Here is a 16,762-nt window from a genome sequence, read left to right as displayed (position 1 = left end):
CCTCAATCTCGGTCGGGAAAGCGGAACACGCCTGCGACCTTGCGCCGCCATGCGGGAACAAGGGCGGAGCGGATTACGCCCGCCTGTTCATAGGCATGGATGAAATGGTCGGGATCGCACAAGATACCGGCATGCTTGGCCGAAAACTGCGCCCGCCAGCGAAACAGCAGAATATCGCCCGGCTGCATCTCGCCAATCGTGATCGCCGGCCCGCAATAGCGAAGCGCCGCCTCAAGCAGCCGTTCCTCGCTGCTCCGCTCCGCCCAATCGGCGGCATAGGGTGCCGCCGGCTCGGGCGCAAAACCATAGAGCTCCCGCCAGACGCCGCGTATCAGCCCAAGGCAATCGCATCCAAGTCCGCATTCGCTCGCCTGGTGGCGATAAGGCGTCCCGAGCCATTTTTCGGCCGCTGCCACGGCCGCATCGCCAAGCGCCGTCATTTGTAGAGCGCCCGTCCGTCATGCTCGCTCTCGCCATTCACATAGGAATAGGCGAAGTCCGCGCCCGGCATATGGGGGAAACCCCGGAAGTTGAGATGGTTGCCGAACTTTGCCCGGCAGGTGGAAAACGACTTGTCGCAGCCCGCCGTCAGCCGCACCGCATCGCCGATCTCCGGCGCCGCCTCCAGCGGTAGCCAGAGCTCCAGCCGCATCGCAGCGCCCGCACCCTGATTGGTCTCGATATCCGCTTTCGTGCCGGCAAGCGCCCCGCTCTCGAACGACAGAACGCCGAACGAAAAGAAACCCGCGGCGAATTCTCCGGCGACCGATACTGTCAGTTGCGCATCGCTATCGACCGCGACGACGGTCCCGGTCGCCGTGAACCCCGGCGTGGCCAGGTTAAACCCGCATTTTCCGTCTCCCAACGCCGCATCGCAACGGCGAGAGAAGCTGCGCCCCTGCGGCTGGGACAAGCGGTGCGTCACAGACCGCAGCTCCGCCGTAAATCCGCCGCCCTCACGGGTCACTTCGCCGATTTCGTGCACATACATCCGCTGGTGTTGCGACGGGTTGCGCCAGTTGACTAGGTAGGCCTCCACCCGCGCCCCGTCATACTGTCCGGCCGCCAGCGCTTCCTCGGTGATCGCCGTGCTGGAAAACCCGCCCGCGACCTCGCTGGTACTGGCCGCAAGCCCCTCTTCCGTCTCGAGGTTCGTCGCCGCAAACCCGCTCGCGGCCAGAAAGGTCGTGGATGCGAAGTGGAGATCGTGATCATGTTCGGTAAACCCCATGACCGTGCCGTCCTTCAGCACCACCCGCCAGCAGGAACACACCGTGGTCGCGTCTGCTGAAAGGTGAGCCAGCAGCCCCGCCTCAATCTCCCTCATGGCTTGACCTCCACCAGCGGCACCGATGGCACGCTGCCTGCATTGAACGCCTTCATATTGATGTCGATGCGATCGATATCGAAGCGCACCGGCACATCGAATTCATAACCCGCGAAAATCGCGGCGCCGTTCGCCGGCGGGCTCGCAAACGTCACAATCCCGCTCGCCGCATCGACGGAGAATCCGGATGCGGCAACGCCATCCACGGAGACCTTCACGCTGTCGGCCACCGGCTTCTGGATCGTCCGGGTCCAGGACGCCGCGCCGTCGCCATAGGTCTTGATCAATTGAAAGCTCGTCGTCGCGCCGTCTCCGGTCGCTATCCACTGATCGCCGGCTTCCGGCTCGGCAAGCGGCCCGCAGGATTTGAAATCGACCGGATCGCGAAACCGGAACCCGTAGAGCTGGCCGCCGCGTGCCTCGAAAAACGCCATCAGCTCATAAAGATCGGCCACCGAACGCACCGCCGAACCCGCGTCGTAGGACCGCCGCGAATCCCGCCATCGCTGATTGCGCGATTCGTGGCCGTTGGAGAGGTTGACGATATCGGTGCGCCGCACCGGCCCGCCGCTTACCGAGAGTGACAGGCGCAGCGGAAACCGCACCTCGTGAAAACTCGCGCTCATGACCGCTCCTCAGATATTGCGCTGGCCGGAGCGCACCGCCCGCGCCAACATCGCAGAGATCTGTCCCTCGCTTTTGCGGAAGCTCTCCGCATCCGGCGTCGACACGTTGAAAACGATCCGCGCGCCGCCACCGGCACCTGCGGCTACGCCAAGCGAGCCATCAGCCCCGCGTTTCAGCGGCAGGATCGCCTCGCTGCCAGCCTCGCCCATCAGCCCCAGGCCGCCATTCATTCCGAAATAGGTCGGCGTCGAAACGATGCCGCCGGCGGCAAAAGGCGTGATCCTGCCCGGCACCCCGCCCTTGGCATGGGCCACCGCTTCCACCAGCCCGCCTGTCAACGACCCGATCTGGCTCGAGATCACGCCTTCCAGCGGCTTCAGCGCCGCGTTCAGCGCCAGGTCGTTCAACCGACGCCCAAGATCGCCCAGCACCGTCTGCAACCCCTTGCCTCCAAGCGTAGCGTCCTTCAGCGCCGTGGTAAGCGCGCCCGCAAACCGGTCGGATTGCGTTTCCAGATCGAGCAGCACGTCGTAAAGCGCGCTGGCGCTCTCGCGTGCGCCATCGATACTCGTCTCTTCAATGTCCATGAAACGTCCTCATCTGTCGGGAAAGCGGGTCATCAGGTCATCAAGAACCGCCCGCGTCGGATAGCCCTCGGCCGGAGCGAACGCGCCCGCCATCGCCGCAAACTCCATCGGCGACAGCGCCCAGAACGTCGCCGGGGGAAGCCGCAGCGTACAGAGCCCGGTATGGATCGCCGCCCGCCAGGGGAACGGTTCGGCGACGGGAGGTCGGGGCTCTGCCGCTGCGGCTAGGAAGGGTCCGCCTCTTTCGAGGTCTCCCCTCCCGTAAACGTCACGGTCAGAAGTTCGCCGACAAGGCTTGCATAGGCCGCGACGCCGCCTTCCATGCCCATCGCGGCCACCTCCTCGTCATCGATCGCGTTGCCGCCGCCGCGAAGCCCGGCGCCGATGATCGCGATCAGATCGCGCGCCTTGAGCCCGCCCGAGGAAAGCCGGCTGCCGAGATCAGCGAGGCCATTGGCCGCAAACGCAGTCTCAAGTTCCGCCAGCGCCCCCAGCGTCAGGCACAATATCCGCCGCTCGCCATCGAAGACCGCCTCCACCTCGCCGCGATGGCGGTTCGCCCTTCCACCGCCGCGGCTCATACCGCCGCTCCGAAGCTTACGGCCCCGCCCGATTCCAGCGCGATCTCGAACTGAACCTCGCCGTTGTGCTGGCCGCTATATTCGAGCGCCGAAATCTGGAACGGACCGGCAATCACGCCGAAGCCCGGAACCACGATCTGCGCCTCCACCAGCGCGGCGGAGAAAAACGCCGCACGCACGGTCTCGTCGGATGCCTGATCCTTGAATATCCCGGACGCCGTCATCGACGCCCGCTGAACGCCGGCGCCGGCCAGCAGCTCGCGCCAGCGTCCCGCGCTTTCGGAATCGGTGATGTCCACCGTCTCCGCGTTGAACGCCAGCCGCCGCGACCTCAGGCCGGCGACGGTTTCATACCCGCTGCCATTATGCAGTTTCAAAAGCAGGTCCTTGCCTTTCTGGGCCGTCATGGAACTCTCCGTTGTCTGTCTGAAAATCGGCGGCTCACGCCGGTTCGGTCACCGCGCGAAAGCGCATCTCGGCGAGGAAATAGCCGGTGCGCGTCACCCGCTTCACCCTGGTTGAACGATGCGCAAGATTGACAAGCGTCGCACCGGCAAGCGACAGCGCCTGATCGTCGAGTAGCGCCCGCACCCGCGCCTCGATCTCCTGCAATGCCTTGCGCCCATGCGCCTCCGACCAGATCTCGATCGTCAGCGCATGCTCGAACAGCTTGCCATCCACCGTCGAATCATCGGTGGTAACGCATTCGCCGAAGACGATGGCGGGCAGTCGCGGTCGGCTCAGCAGCCGGTCGAAGATCGCATCCGCGCCGATCAACCCCGTCAATTCGCTATCGCCGGAAAGCACCGCATGGATTGCCGCAAGAAGCGCGTTTTCAGTTGAGCTCATGGCGTAATCTCCCCGCATCGGCAGACCAGATAGCGCCCGGTCTCGTCGGGATCGCGCCAGCCATTGATCTTGAACACCCGCCCGCCACGCGTGAGCCGCATCCCCGGCATCAAATCCGTCCGCATCCGCATCCAGACCTCATGGGTCAGGCGAACAACCTCGCCATTGGCTTCCTCATCGAAGGCAATCGAGACCGGCTCGACCCGCGCCCAGAGCTTTGCGACCTCCGACCAACTTTCGGTCGCGCCCCCCTGCCCGTCCGGTGTGAATGTCGGCGCCATCAGCTGAAGCCTTGCCGAAAACGTCCCCGGATCCAACGTGCGCATCAAAGCCTCCATGCCTTGAGCGGCGCAATCAGCCGGTCATAATCGTCGGGCGTTCCAGCCGGCTGCTGATCGGGCCCGATCGCGCCGCGAAACACGAACATGTGCGCCACATGGCGCAGAATTGCCTGTCTCGCGACCTCCGGCACATCGGCTGCAGTCCCGAAACCCGATGTAAACTCTACTTCGATGCCGTTGACGCCGGCCCGCCATCCGCCCATGCCGGGCAGGTAGAACCGCGCCGGCCGCGCCCGCCCATCAAGCCGTCCGCCGTCGAGCGCCACGACGGTCGCCTCGCCATCGGCATCATACGCCGTCACCGCATCGACGCTCTGCACCGGCCCATGCGCCAGCGAAATCATGCCGCTCGTCGGCCAGGCATCGCGGTAGAGCCGCCACGTCTGGCTCACCAGCGCCAGACCACTCACGCTTTCCAGATATTCCCGCGCGGCCACAATCAGCGCCGCTACAAAATCATCTTCCTCGCTACCATCGAGGCGCAGAAACGCCTTGGCCTCGCCAAGGCTCACCGGCTCTTCCGCGGGCGGCGTTATCAGGGCATAGCTCATCGTCAAAATTCCTCCGGCAACGAAAAAGCCCCGACGCAAGCGCCGGGGCTGTCCTGTCTCAATTCTCGTCTCCTGCCGGGTCATCCCCGGGCTTGACCCGAGGACCCAGGCCAGTCGACCTGCCCGGCAGAAACGACCGACCTCACGCCTCGCCGAACTTGATCAGCTTGATCGCCTCGAAATTCTGCACCCCGCCGCCAACGCGCTTGGTGGTGTAGAACAGCACATAGGGCTTGGCCGAATAGGGGTCGCGCAGTACCCGCACCCCGGTGCGGTCGACAACCAGATAGCCGGCGGCAAAGTCGCCAAAGGCAATCGCCGTCTCGTCGGTCGCGATGTCCGGCATGTCCTCGGCCTCGGTCACCGGAAAGCCCATGAGCGAAGCGGACTGGCCAAGACCGGCCGGCGGCTGCCACAGATAATTGCCGTCATCGTCCTTGAACTTGCGGATGACGCCCTGCGTCTTCCGGTTCATCACGAAATGCGCGTTCTGGCGGTGCGCCGCCTTCAGCGAATAGATCGTCTCGATCAGCGTGTCGGAAGGATCGGCCGCCTTGAAAGCGCCATCCGCGCCCGTGGCGACATAGCCGATCTTGCCCCATTCCCAGGCGCTGTCAGCCACATTGGTGTAGCTCAGGAAACCCTTCGGCATGGTCGACGTATTGCCGTTGATGAAGGCAGCACTCTCCTGCTCGGCAAAGGCGATGTCGATTTCGCTCGCAATCCAGCTCTCGACATCCACCGCCGCATCGTCCAGCAGCGAGGCGCTCGCCGCCGGCATCGCGTAAAGCTCCATCGTCGGGAAGGAAAGCTCGGAAATGTCCGGCGTCGCGGTCTGGTCACGGTCGGCGATCTCGCCCACCCATCCGGCGGTAAAGCCCGAGGCGATGAACGGCTTCTTCAGCACCGCTCCGGAAACCTGGCGCACCGTCGCCAACTGCCGGATCGGCGAAACCGCCGTCAGCCGGCGGCCGATCTCGGTATCGGTCTCATCCGGCACCAGATAGCCGCCATCGCTCTCAGTCGTCGAAATCGCCTTGGCCTCGAGGGCGCGCAGCCCCTGCTCGTCGCCGCGGCGGATATAATTCTCGAACGCCGCCTTGTGCTCGCTCGCCGCAAGGCTGGTCGAGCGGCCAAGCGAAGGACGTGCCTTCTTCAGCTGCATCTCGTCAATCAGCCGCGACTGGGCGTCCATGGCGCGGTTGATGCGGTCGACCTTTTCACGGGTCACCGCATCCTCGCCCATCTTGCTCTCGATTTCGCCAAGCCGGCGGTCATTGGCTTCCTTGAAGGCCTCGAAACTCGACATGAAGTCCTCGAAAGCCTGATTGATCGGCGCGCTCTTGATCTCCGGCGCAACCTTCATCTGAGACATGGTCATAATCCTGTCCTCTCGCAAATATCGTTGGAATGCGGGCGTCGCCTGTGGCAACCGGCCCGCCTGTGGGTGTCAGGGCGTCATCATCCGGCGCGCCTGCCGCAGCAGGCCGAGAAGCCGGTCGTCATCCGCCCCGTCTGCGCCATTGGCCGCATCCTGCCTGCCAACAAGCGCGTCATAGCCGCCGGCCAGAAACCGGCGCGCCGCCTTTCGGGAGAGGCCGGCATCCCGCGTCAGCCATCGCTCGAATTCTCTGATCGTCGGAAAGATATCGCCCGCCTGCTTCACATTCGCGATCCGCGCCGAAGGCAGCATCGGAAAGGTGACGATCGATATTTCCCACAAATCGGCCTCCAGCACCCGGCGCACGCCGGATTTCGCATCCGTCCGCGCCCGCACCGTCTGGAAACCGATCGAAAGTCCGTCGAGCCCGCCCGCCTTCATCAGCGCGTGGACCTCGCGGGCACGTGCCACATCGGCGGAAAGCACGCCCTCGACATAAAGCCCGCGCCCGTCCTCGCGGATCTTCGTCCACGTCCCGATCGGCTCGCACGGATCGTGCTGGAACAGCATCCGCACCCCGCCCGCGCCGCGCTTCTGCAGCGAGCGCGAAAACGCCCCGCGTTCGATCATGTCCTTGCCGAGGTCGACCTCGCCGAAAAGGCTCGCATAGCCCGAAAACGAACCGTCGCCCGCAAGGTCGGTCAGCGACAGGTCGGCATATTTCAGTTCATCGGCCAGCATGGTGTTCTCGCCCATATCCACTCCTTGAAATTCGCCAGCCATTTTTAGTAGCCGACAGCCTCGCGCTTCTCCTCGTCGGAGAGAAAATCGGCCCCGGACACCCGCGTCCACAGAGCATCGCGCTCCGCCGAAAGGGCCGACACCTGGTCGAGATCGACCTCGAGCTTCAGCCCCGCGCCGTAAACCGGCGCGAGCCAGCTCGTCAGCGCCGCGGCAGTCCTCGCAATCAGCGGCAACACCGTCAGCCGGTAAAATGCCCGGTTCGCCTCCTGGTAATTGGAATAGGTGTTGTCGCCGGGGATCCCGAGCATCATCGGCGGCACCCCGATTGCGAGCGCGATATCGCGCGCCGCGCCGTTGCGGGCCTCGGTGAAATCCATGTCGCGCGGCGTCAGCCCCATCGCCTTCCAGTCGAGCCCGCCTTCCAGCAGCAGTGGACGGCCGGCACGCACCGGACCGGCATAGCCATCCTCCAGCTCCTGTTTCAGCCGCTCATACTGCTCCTCGGTCAGGTTCCCGCCATCCTTCGGCTGATAGACCAGCGCGCCCGACGGCCGTGCGGAATTATCGAGCAATGCCTTGTTCCAGACCGACGACGCATTGTGCAGATCGAGCGCCATCTGCGCCGCAGCCAGCGGCGAAAGCCCGGAATGATCATCGAGCGGATGAAACAGCCGCATATGCAGCACCGTCAGGCCGTCGCCCTCGGCCGCAAACCTGCTCACATGCGCGCCGATCCGATATTCATAAGCTTCCGGCCATCCGTCCCGCCCCTCGATGATCCGCACCCGGTCGGGCCGCAGCAAATGCAGCTCGCGCAACGTCTCGCCAACCAGGATCGGCTCGACATAGGCATTGCCGGAAAGCAGCAGATGACCGAACAGCGCCTCGAAGAAATCCGACCCGCTCATCCGCCCATTCGGTCGCTTTAAAAGCGCCAGTAGCGGATGGTCGGAAACCAGCGCCCCGTCCTCGAAAAGCTGCCAGGGCATCGCCGCCGCGGCCTCGGCAATCAGCCGCACCGCGCGGTGGGCCACCGGGTTCCTCATGAAGCCCTCGCGCGACAGCGCGGCATAGGACCGCCCCGTCCACCGCGCCTCTCCGCTGATCGAAAGCGCCGAAAGCGTCACCGGCGTCGCCTTTTTCTCGGACGCGGAAACCACGTCCGCCGGACGCCGTCCCGGCAGATGAAAGGGCATCTTCATGCCACACCTCTCTGTTTTCAAAACGAAAAAAGCCCCGGAAAACCGGAGCTTTGAAAACTACAAAAGCGGCAGGCCGCCAGCTATCGAAGCGCCGACTATCGCACCGGCACCACCGCAAAGCCCCCAAATCTTCTCGCCCCGGAGGGGAGAGATGCCCCGAAAGGGGCAGTGAGGGGGGAGTCTATCCGTACGAAAAACCTACCGGGACGAACCACCCACGGCGCCCCAACAGCTACCCCACAAATCGCGACGTCTTCACCGCCTTGTCGGTATCGTAATCCGCCGCCATCCGCATCTCGCGCAATGGCCGCACCGTCGCCGTCGACTTCTGATAGATTGGATGCGCCCGATAGGCCGCCAGCGCCGCCTCGTCCTCGAACTCGCCATAGACGACGAAATCGACCTGTTCGTCATAAAGGTCGCTACGGGTATTGCGCCCGATTTCCAGCACGCTTGCATGCGGGTTTTCGGTCAGCATCGAAAGCCCGGTCTCGATCGCATCCGCGTCCCCGCCTTCGGGAACCGAGAAGAAAACGATATGTCGTATCATGCCAGACCTCTGCGCTGTTCGGGCTTCTGCTAGCACTGGCGATTGCGGCGCGCAAGTCGCTATACGCCGCGCACGCGCGGCATCCCGTCGCCCTCCAGCAGCAGCGCCGTCAGCGCCCAGACCAGCGCATCCAGCCGGTCGGGAGACCGGCCCGCAGATAACCCGTCCGGCCCGAAATCGCACATCTGGTCAACCAGCCTGGCAAAATGCCCGGCATGGCGTACCCGCCCCTGCTCATAAAGTGCGGCCACCGGCTCGGCGCGCAGAAACTTGCCGCGCTTGGCCCTAACCGTCGAGACCGGCAGCCGTTCGTCGACGCTGCGCAGCATCGCCGTCACCATATCGCCGCCCTGGTTGATCTCGGCCACCACCCGGTCGGCATCGAAGCGCCGATAGGCTTCCACCACCGCCCGCGCCCATTGCGCCGGCGAACCGCCCTCGACCGAACAATCGGCCAGCACCAGCGCCCCGCCATTTTCCATCCCGCCAGCAACCACAATGCCGCAGACCGAATTGCGTCCCGATCCCGCCGGCGGATCAACCGCCACCACGATCCGCCCGGTCGCCATCGCCCGCCGGGCGACAAGCGCATCCAGATCGGAGCGCCGCCACAGCGCATCCTCGCGATCCTCTATCAGCTCGCCGTCAAGCTCCTGCCGCCCAAGCCGCGTCCCGCCATAGCGGCTGGAAAGCGCCTTGATGAAGCCCGGCGCCAGATTGGCGCGATTATCCGCCGTCGAAATTCGGGCCACCACCGTGTCGTCTTCGGCCATCAACCGCTTCAACAGCGGCACCGCGCGCGGCGTCGTCGTCACCATCTGCCGCGGCGATTGTCCGAGCCGCAGCCCGAATTGCAACATATCCCAGCATTCCTGGCCGTAGCGCCACTTCGCCAGTTCATCACACCAGGCAAAGTGAAACTGCGGCCCGCGCAGCGCCTCCGGATCCTCGGAGGAAAACAGATAGGCCATCGCGCCATTCGGCCACACCAGCCGCCGTCGCGTGATCTCGAAATCCGGCTTCATCCGCCGTGCCATCCGGCAGATCCCGGAAACCCCGTCGATCATCACCTCGCGGGCATCGCCGAGCGTCTCCGCCACCAGCGCGATCCGCAACTCGCTCGTGTCACCCTGAGCAATCGCTAGGTCATGCACCCATTCCGCCCCGGCCCGCGTCTTGCCAGAGCCGCGCCCGCCCATCAGCAGCCATGTCCGCCAGTCGGCGGGCGGCGGCAATTGCTCGGGCCGCGCCAGAAACCGCCACTCCTTGGCAAGGAAGGCGGCGTATTGAAACGGATCAGCCGGCCCGCTCGCGTTCAGCAAGCTTCCGTTCCGCCAGTTCCTCGGCCCGCTTTTCGATGAGGTCGAGGAAATGGGCTTTGGCATTGTCGTAATCCCTGAAATTCAGTTGGCGCTCTTCCTCGTCCATGCGGCTGGCCGCCAGCCGCCGCTGTAACTCGTCGGCCTTTTCCAGCGTGCGGATGATCAGCGCGATCGCGTCGGTCGCCGCCTTCACCTCGGCGCGCGCATCGCCGTCATCGCCCTGGTTGCCCCGCTTCACCGCCCGCATGCGCAACCGCTTGAAGAAAGCGAACTGCGCCCGCATCTCCGCCGTCAGGTCGTTCAGGAGCAGCCGCATGTCATCATCGCCGCCGCGCCGGGTCTTCGGCTCGATGAAGTGATAGCCAGCCTCCGTTCGCCCCGCCCCGCCTTCATAGCGGGGGTTGCGCGGCCACAGCCCGAATAGCGAGATATCGAATGACTCATGGTCAGCCACAATGAAGCTCCTTCCGGCTTCTCGCGAGAGAGGCCGTTCGACCATAAAAAAGCCCGGTCGAAACCGGGCGGCAACAAATCCGGATGGAGCCGTCACCGGCTCGCAGAAGGTCAAAAAAGATAGAGCGGTTCCGCGATACGAGGAAAAGCGGAACCGCTCCAGTCTGAGTGACGGCTGAATCGGGCGGGAAGGCGACGCAGGGTCAAACCCGCAAATTCCCGACCGTAGACAGAAGCTACCAAAGCACCGTTACGCCGTCAAGGATTATTTTCCTATAATAGGTATTTTTTCTTATCTTGTAATTTTGGGGGAAGGCCTCATCCCGTCTTCTCTCCCGTCAGAACCGGCCATTCGATCAGGTAGTCCTCGTAGTCCTCCACCGCTACCTTCATTTCGCTGATGGTCTTGTCGCGCGCGGAAATCCCGGCCTGATGCACCGTCTCGCGGTCTCCGGAAACCAGGTAATGCCACCAGTAGAGGTCGCGTCCCTCATGGATCAGCCGATAGGCGCAGGTCGGCGGCAGCCAGGGTATTTCCCGCACGCCCTCCATGTCGAGCTGAATGCATTCCGGCACCGTCTTCTGCCGGTGCTCGTAATCCGAACACTGACAGCTATGCCCGTCCAGCAGCCGACAGGCGACCGAGGTGAAGGCCACCTCTCCCGTCTCCCAGTCCTCCAGCTTGTTCAGACAGCACAGCCCGCAACCATCGCAAAGGGCTTCCCATTCGCGATTGTCCATCTCTTCGAGCCGCTTTACCCGCCAGAAGGGTTCGTCCGCCTTGTCAGCCATTGGTCTTCCTTTTCGCCGAACCGCCTATATGCGCGCATCGCGGTCGCGCTTCAACCCGCATCAGGCCGGACATCAGGTAAGTAATTACTGACTTAAACAAAGGTCTTATCACTATCGGTCAATTGCGACAATTTGCCCGCTTGCTAGCATCACCCCATGCGCTCCGGAGGATGAGCGCTTCTGCGCTGAGGAGAGCGCAGCCCTTTTCACGACTTGGGAGGAGTCTGAATGTCTCGCTTTATCATGAACCGGCGCAGCCTGCTGAGAGCGGGCGCGGCCGCCGGCATCACGCTCGCCGCACCCATGCATTTCGTCCGCGGCGCCTATGCCCAGGACAAGATGTCCTGCAACATGCCGACCGGCAGCAATGTCGTGCTCGGCTTCAACGTGCCCCAGACCGGCCCCTATGCCGATGAAGGCCTCGACGAGTTGAAGGCCCTCCAGCTCGCCGCCAAGCATCTGAACGGCGAAGGCGATGGCGGCATGCTGTCGACCTTCTCCTCTAAGACGCTGAAGGGCAACGGCATTCTCGGCAAGAAGGTCGACTATGTCACCGGCGACACTCAGACCAAGTCGGATGCCGCCCGCGACGGCGCCAAGCGCATGATCGAGAAGGACGGCGCGGTGATGATCACCGGCGGTTCGTCCTCGGGCGTCGCCATTGCCGTGCAGAGCCTCTGCCAGGACATGGGCGTCATCTTCATGGCGGGCCTCACCCATTCCAACGACACCACCGGCAAGGACAAGCGCCGTTACGGCTTCCGCCACTTCTTCAACGCCTATCAGTCGGGCGAAGCGCTCGGCCCCGTCCTCGCGAAGGAATATGGCAAGGACCGCCGCGCCTATCACCTCACCGCCGACTATACTTGGGGCTGGACCCAGGAGGAGTCGATGAAGAACGCCACCGAGGCGCTCGGCTGGGAAACTGTCCAGACGGTCAAGACCCCCGTCGGCGCGGGCGACTTCTCGCAGTACATCACCCCGGTTCTCAATTCCGGCGCGGATGTCCTGATTCTCAACCACTACGGCGGCGACATGGTCAATTCGCTGACCCAAGCCGTGCAGTTCGGTCTCAAGGACAAGCAGGCCAACGGCAAGAACTTCGAGATCGTCGTGCCGCTGTTCTCCGACCTGATGGCCAAGGGCGCGGGCTCCGCCGCCGAGAACATCCTCGGCTCGGCCAACTGGCTGTGGTCGCTAGACAATGACGGCACCAAGGCCTTCGTCCAGTCCTTCGGCGCCGAATACGGCTTCCCGCCGTCCCAGGCCGCCCAGACCTGCTACGTCCAGGCCCTGCTCTACGCCGATGCCGTGGAACGCGCGGGCACCTTCTTCGCACCGGAAGTCATCAAGGCGCTGGAAGGCTTCGAGTTTGACGGTCTCGGCAATGGCCCGACGCTTTACCGCGCCGCCGACCACCAGTGCATGAAGGATTGCCTGGTCGTGCGCGGTAACCCGGACCCGCAGAACGAGTACGACCTCCTCAAGGTGGTCGAAGTCGTGCCGCGCTCGCAGGTCGATTACGACCCGTCGATCTTCGGCGGCGAGCTCGGCCCCGATACGGCCAAGCAGTGCTGATCTCGGCCAGATGAACAACGGACCAGGCGCCAGATCCGCGCCCGGTCCCGCGCATCGAAACAGCGGATAGCGGGTAATGGACGCCATCATCATTCAAATTCTGAACGGTCTGGACAAGGGCGCGGCCTATTCGCTGATCGCGCTTGGCCTCACTTTGGTCTTCGGCACGCTCGGCGTGGTCAATTTCGCCCATGGGGCGCTGTTCATGCTCGGCGCGTTCTGCGCCGTCGCCTTCAACGCGCTGATCTCCTGGCCAATCCAGCCGCCCAAGGAAGAAGGCGCGCTGTTCGCGCCCCGCGCCATCCCCTACATGGAATACGCTTTCGGCGATGTCGGGGCCACGATCATCAACTGGTCCGTGCCGCTTTCCATCCTGCTGGCGATCCCGGTCATGCTGCTCTTCGGGCTTGTCATGGAACGCGGCCTGATCCGGTTCTTCTACAAGCGCCCCCACGCCGACCAGATTCTCGTCACCTTCGGCTTGGCGATCGTGTTGCAGGAGATCATCAAGCAGATTTTCGGCGCCAACCCGATCCCGCAATCCGCTCCCGCCGTCTTCGCCGGCACCGCCAATGTCGGCGCATGGATCGGCATGGCCGATGCCTTCATCGTCTATCCCTGGTGGCGCCTGATCTATTTCCTGACGGCGCTCCTTATCATCGGAGCCGTCTTCGCCTTTTTGCAATTCACCACCTACGGCATGGTGGTCCGCGCCGGCATGCGTGATCGCGAGACCGTCGGCCTGCTCGGCATCGACATCGAGAAGCGCTTCACCGTCGTCTTCGGCATCGCCGCCGTGGTCGCAGGGCTTGCGGGCGTGATGTACACGCCGATCCTGCCGCCGAACTACCACCTCGGCATGGATTTCCTTGTCCTCAGCTTCGTCGTGGTCGTGGTCGGCGGCATGGGCTCGCTGCCCGGTGCTATTATTGCCGGCTTCACGCTCGGGATCCTGCAATCCTTCGCCTCGATGAACGAGGTGAAAGCCATCATCCCCGGCATAGACCAGGTCATCATCTACCTCGTCGCCGTCATCATTCTCTTGACCATGCCGCGCGGGCTCATGGGCCGCCGCGGCGTGATGGAGGACTAGACCCGCATGTTCGCCAATCTTTCCCGCAATGACTGGCTGCTGTTTGCCATCTTCTCGGCCATCGTGCTTGCCGCGCCCATCCTGTTCATGCCGCTCGGCGCCGCCTATCCGGCGCTCCTGCAGAAGTTCGCGATCTTCGGCATTTTCGCCATCGGCTTCAACATCCTGTTCGGGCTGACGGGCTATCTCTCCTTCGGTCACGCCGCCTTTCTCGGCGTCGGCTCCTATGCCGCCGTCTGGTCGTTCAAGCTTCTGACGATGAACGCGATCCCGGCGATCATCTTCGCGATGATCTGTTCCGGCCTGTTCGCCGCCGTCATCGGCTACGTCACGCTCCGGCGCTCGGGCATCTATTTCTCGATCCTGACGCTCGCCTTCGCCCAGATGAGCTACAACCTCGCCTATTCGGTGCTGACACCAATCACCAACGGCGAGACCGGCCTGCAGCTTTCGCACAATGATCCGCGCATCCTCGACCGGATGTTCTTCGAAGCCGGGGCCGGCCTGCCCTCGCCCGATTTCTTCGGCATCCAGCTCCAGGGTTATGGCGGCTTCTATTTTTGCGCCATAGCCCTTTTGATCTGTTTCTATCTCACCATCCGCATCTTCCGCTCGCCCTTCGGCATGATGCTGAAGGCGGTGAAGTCGAACCAGAACCGGATGATGTATACCGGCTTCAACACGCGGCCTTATCTCCGATCCGCCTTCATCATCTCCGGCATGTTCGCCGGCCTTGCCGGCGCGCTGATGGCCGTCACCGATCCGCTTGCAGGCGCCGAACGCATGCAGTGGACGGCTTCGGGCGAGGTCGTGCTGATGACCATTCTCGGCGGCGTCGGCACGCTGGTCGGCCCGGTCATCGGCGCCGTCGTCATCAAATATTTCGAAAACATCTTCTCGTCCTTCAACGAGCAGGCCCTGCACCAGACCTTCTCCCTCCTGCCGGACACGCTCGAGACCCCGCTGGTCAAGATCCTGTCGCTGTTCGTCGGCGAGGGCTGGCACCTAACGCTCGGCCTGATCTTCATGGCCATCGTCATCTTCCTGCCCGGCGGCATCATGGAAGGCGTCAAACGTGTCCGCGCCCGCTTTGGCGGCGGCGGCACCGGCAAGGCGGAGGAACAATCCGTCGCCGAAGTCCAGCCCGCGGAGTAGCACCATGGCCGACAACAACATCGTCCTTCACGTCGACGACGTCCACAAGAGCTTCGGTGGCCTGCGCGCGCTCTCCGATGTCAATCTCGAGGTCGAAAGCGGCAAGGTTCACGCCATCATCGGCCCCAACGGGGCCGGCAAGTCCACCCTGCTCAATGTCTGTATCGGCCGGCTGAAGCCGACCCACGGCAAGGTCGTCTTCGACGGCCAGACGCTGACCAGCCACGCGCCCCACGAGATCAACCAGATGGGCGTCTCGCGCGTGTTCCAGACGCCGGAAATCTTCCCGGACCTGACGCTGATCGAAAACGTCATGATCCCCGCCTTCGCCCGCCGCGACGGCGCGTTCAAGCTGAACGCCATCCGCGCCCTTGCCGGCGAGAACGAGGTGCGCGAGGAGGCCGAATTCATTCTGGAGGATATCGGACTTGCCCCCCGTCGCCATCACGAGGCGGGCTCGCTGTCGCGAGGCGACAAGCGCCGGCTGGAGCTTGCCATGTGCCTGATCCAGAAGCCCAAGCTGCTGCTTCTCGACGAACCCACCGCCGGCATGGCCCGTCACGACACCAACCGCACCATCGAACTGCTTCAGCGCATCAAGGCCCGCGGCATGACCAAGGTTATCATCGAGCACGACATGCATGTCGTGTTCTCCCTCGCCGACAGGATATCGGTGCTTGCACAGGGCCGGATCATCGCCGAAGGTTCACCCGATGAGGTGCGCGGGAACCCGAAGGTCAAGGAAGCCTATCTCGGGGAGACCGAGGCATGAACATGCACAGCAACAATGTCCGCGAGGAGCAAAACCGGATGGCCACCGAAAAGGGCGATGCATTCTTCAGCGTCCGCGACATTCACGCCTGGTACGGCGAAAGCTACATCGTTCAGGGCGTTTCCTTCGATATCGCCAAGGGCGAGGTGCTGTCCCTCCTCGGCCGCAACGGCGCCGGCAAGACCAGCACGCTGCGCACCCTCGCCCGCCTCGACAATCCGGCCCTGAAGAGCGGTGAAATCTGGCTCGATGGCGAATCGCTGCACAACAAGCGCGCCTTCGAGGCCGCCAAGATGGGCGCGCAGCTCGTGCCGGAGGACCGCCGCATCATCGGTGGCCTCACGGTCGAGGAGAACCTCGTCCTCGCCCAGGTCTCCGGCGAAAAGGGCTGGACCATCGAAAAGATCTACGATCATTTCCCGCGCCTCGCCGAGCGCCGCAGGCAGGACGCCGTCACCATGTCCGGCGGCGAGCAGCAGATGCTGGCCGTCGCCCGCGCGCTTGCCCGCGAAATCAAGATCCTGTTCCTCGACGAGCCCTATGAGGGCCTCGCACCGGTGATCGTCCACGAGATCGAAAGCATCGTCCGGCAAATCCGCGACCTCGGCATCACCACCATCATCGTGGAGCAGAACGCGGTCGCAGCCCTTCGCCTCTCCGACAAGGCGGTCATCATGGACACCGGCCAGATCGTCTTCTCCGGCACCGCCGCCGAAGTGCTCGACAACGCCGAACTGCGCGAGGAATATCTGGCGATCTGATTTTCTTGTCCTCAGGCTAACCGCGCCCGAACTGACCACGCGCTACAGTCTGACCGCATAGCCCCCCAATCTTCTCGCCCTGGAGGGGAGAGCGAC

The 16,762-nt window shown here is 63.7% G+C and carries 21 protein-coding genes and 1 pseudogene; 5 read left to right on the top strand and 17 right to left on the bottom strand.

The annotated features are described in order from the left end of the window. Window positions 1-2 precede the first annotated feature (2 nt). From V6766_RS12345 to V6766_RS12265, 17 genes and pseudogenes are all read right to left on the bottom strand, one after another. Window positions 3-440, bottom strand: a complete 438-nt coding sequence (locus V6766_RS12345) for an NlpC/P60 family protein (RefSeq protein WP_448466829.1) — start codon at window positions 438-440, stop codon at window positions 3-5. Beyond that, entirely contained in the window at window positions 437-1,327 is an 891-nt protein-coding gene (locus tag V6766_RS12340; protein ID WP_448466827.1) for a DUF2163 domain-containing protein, read from the bottom strand. Before V6766_RS12340 ends, V6766_RS12345 begins: the two co-directional genes overlap by 4 nt. Then, window positions 1,324-1,953: a phage distal tail protein, Rcc01695 family gene (locus V6766_RS12335; RefSeq protein WP_448466825.1), complete on the bottom strand. Its 630-nt coding sequence runs from the start codon at window positions 1,951-1,953 to the stop codon at window positions 1,324-1,326. The genes V6766_RS12340 and V6766_RS12335 overlap by 4 nt, the downstream gene beginning before the upstream one ends. A 9-nt stretch (window positions 1,954-1,962) precedes the next feature. Further along, window positions 1,963-2,541, bottom strand: coding sequence for a phage tail tape measure protein (locus V6766_RS12330; protein ID WP_448466823.1), 579 nt, complete (start codon window positions 2,539-2,541; stop codon window positions 1,963-1,965). Between the two features lie 9 nt (window positions 2,542-2,550). Continuing rightward, window positions 2,551-2,718, bottom strand: a pseudogene (locus tag V6766_RS12325) (rcc01693 family protein); the annotation flags it as partial. 47 nt (window positions 2,719-2,765) lie between these two features. Further along, entirely contained in the window at window positions 2,766-3,122 is a 357-nt protein-coding gene (locus tag V6766_RS12320) for a gene transfer agent family protein (protein ID WP_448466821.1), read from the bottom strand. Then, window positions 3,119-3,529 (bottom strand): phage major tail protein, TP901-1 family, encoded by a 411-nt coding sequence (locus tag V6766_RS12315; protein WP_448466819.1) that lies wholly within the window; start codon window positions 3,527-3,529, stop codon window positions 3,119-3,121. Before V6766_RS12315 ends, V6766_RS12320 begins: the two co-directional genes overlap by 4 nt. A 34-nt stretch (window positions 3,530-3,563) precedes the next feature. Then, window positions 3,564-3,971, bottom strand: coding sequence for a DUF3168 domain-containing protein (locus V6766_RS12310; RefSeq protein ID WP_448466817.1), 408 nt, complete (start codon window positions 3,969-3,971; stop codon window positions 3,564-3,566). Further along, a complete protein-coding gene (locus V6766_RS12305) occupies window positions 3,968-4,297 on the bottom strand; it encodes a phage head closure protein (RefSeq protein ID WP_448466815.1) in 330 nt (109 codons plus the stop codon). The genes V6766_RS12310 and V6766_RS12305 overlap by 4 nt, the downstream gene beginning before the upstream one ends. Continuing rightward, on the bottom strand, window positions 4,297-4,863 hold the full coding sequence (locus V6766_RS12300; RefSeq protein WP_448466813.1) for a head-tail connector protein: 567 nt from the start codon (window positions 4,861-4,863) through the stop codon (window positions 4,297-4,299). The genes V6766_RS12305 and V6766_RS12300 overlap by 1 nt, the downstream gene beginning before the upstream one ends. 142 nt (window positions 4,864-5,005) lie before the next feature. Beyond that, window positions 5,006-6,244, bottom strand: coding sequence for a phage major capsid protein (locus tag V6766_RS12295; RefSeq protein ID WP_448466811.1), 1,239 nt, complete (start codon window positions 6,242-6,244; stop codon window positions 5,006-5,008). Between the two features lie 69 nt (window positions 6,245-6,313). After that, window positions 6,314-7,000, bottom strand: coding sequence for an HK97 family phage prohead protease (locus V6766_RS12290; protein ID WP_448466809.1), 687 nt, complete (start codon window positions 6,998-7,000; stop codon window positions 6,314-6,316). A 29-nt stretch (window positions 7,001-7,029) separates the two neighbouring features. Continuing rightward, window positions 7,030-8,190 carry a phage portal protein gene (locus tag V6766_RS12285; RefSeq protein WP_448466807.1) on the bottom strand — a complete coding sequence of 387 codons (1,161 nt, stop codon included), beginning with the start codon at window positions 8,188-8,190 and terminating at the stop codon, window positions 7,030-7,032. Window positions 8,191-8,422: 232 nt separating this feature from the next. Next, window positions 8,423-8,740 (bottom strand): Dabb family protein, encoded by a 318-nt coding sequence (locus V6766_RS12280; RefSeq protein ID WP_230718955.1) that lies wholly within the window; start codon window positions 8,738-8,740, stop codon window positions 8,423-8,425. A 59-nt stretch (window positions 8,741-8,799) separates the two neighbouring features. After that, on the bottom strand, window positions 8,800-10,062 hold the full coding sequence (locus V6766_RS12275) for a DNA-packaging protein (protein WP_448466805.1): 1,263 nt from the start codon (window positions 10,060-10,062) through the stop codon (window positions 8,800-8,802). Continuing rightward, a complete protein-coding gene (locus V6766_RS12270; protein ID WP_448466803.1) occupies window positions 10,037-10,516 on the bottom strand; it encodes a hypothetical protein in 480 nt (159 codons plus the stop codon). Before V6766_RS12270 ends, V6766_RS12275 begins: the two co-directional genes overlap by 26 nt. A gap of 317 nt (window positions 10,517-10,833) precedes the next feature. Beyond that, a complete protein-coding gene (locus tag V6766_RS12265; protein WP_448429798.1) occupies window positions 10,834-11,307 on the bottom strand; it encodes a YcgN family cysteine cluster protein in 474 nt (157 codons plus the stop codon). Between the two features lie 228 nt (window positions 11,308-11,535). On the opposite strand from V6766_RS12265, the gene V6766_RS12260 reads away from it, so the two are divergent. From V6766_RS12260 to V6766_RS12240, 5 genes are all read left to right on the top strand, one after another. Next, the gene (locus V6766_RS12260; protein WP_448466801.1) at window positions 11,536-12,885 is read left to right on the top strand and encodes a substrate-binding protein; all 1,350 of its coding nucleotides are present in this window, start codon (window positions 11,536-11,538) and stop codon (window positions 12,883-12,885) included. Between the two features lie 76 nt (window positions 12,886-12,961). Then, window positions 12,962-13,978 carry a branched-chain amino acid ABC transporter permease gene (locus tag V6766_RS12255; RefSeq protein ID WP_448466799.1) on the top strand — a complete coding sequence of 339 codons (1,017 nt, stop codon included), beginning with the start codon at window positions 12,962-12,964 and terminating at the stop codon, window positions 13,976-13,978. A 6-nt stretch (window positions 13,979-13,984) separates the two neighbouring features. Next, entirely contained in the window at window positions 13,985-15,133 is a 1,149-nt protein-coding gene (locus V6766_RS12250) for a branched-chain amino acid ABC transporter permease (protein WP_448466797.1), read from the top strand. Window positions 15,134-15,137: 4 nt separating this feature from the next. Next, the gene (locus V6766_RS12245) at window positions 15,138-15,905 is read left to right on the top strand and encodes an ABC transporter ATP-binding protein (protein ID WP_448466795.1); all 768 of its coding nucleotides are present in this window, start codon (window positions 15,138-15,140) and stop codon (window positions 15,903-15,905) included. Then, window positions 15,902-16,666: an ABC transporter ATP-binding protein gene (locus V6766_RS12240; RefSeq protein ID WP_448466793.1), complete on the top strand. Its 765-nt coding sequence runs from the start codon at window positions 15,902-15,904 to the stop codon at window positions 16,664-16,666. The genes V6766_RS12245 and V6766_RS12240 overlap by 4 nt, the downstream gene beginning before the upstream one ends. Window positions 16,667-16,762: the final 96 nt, after the last annotated feature.

It is taken from the genome of Martelella sp. AMO21009, assembly GCF_053484295.1.
Note: the sequence above shows the minus strand (reverse complement) of the source record. Positions and strands in the feature narration are given on the sequence as shown.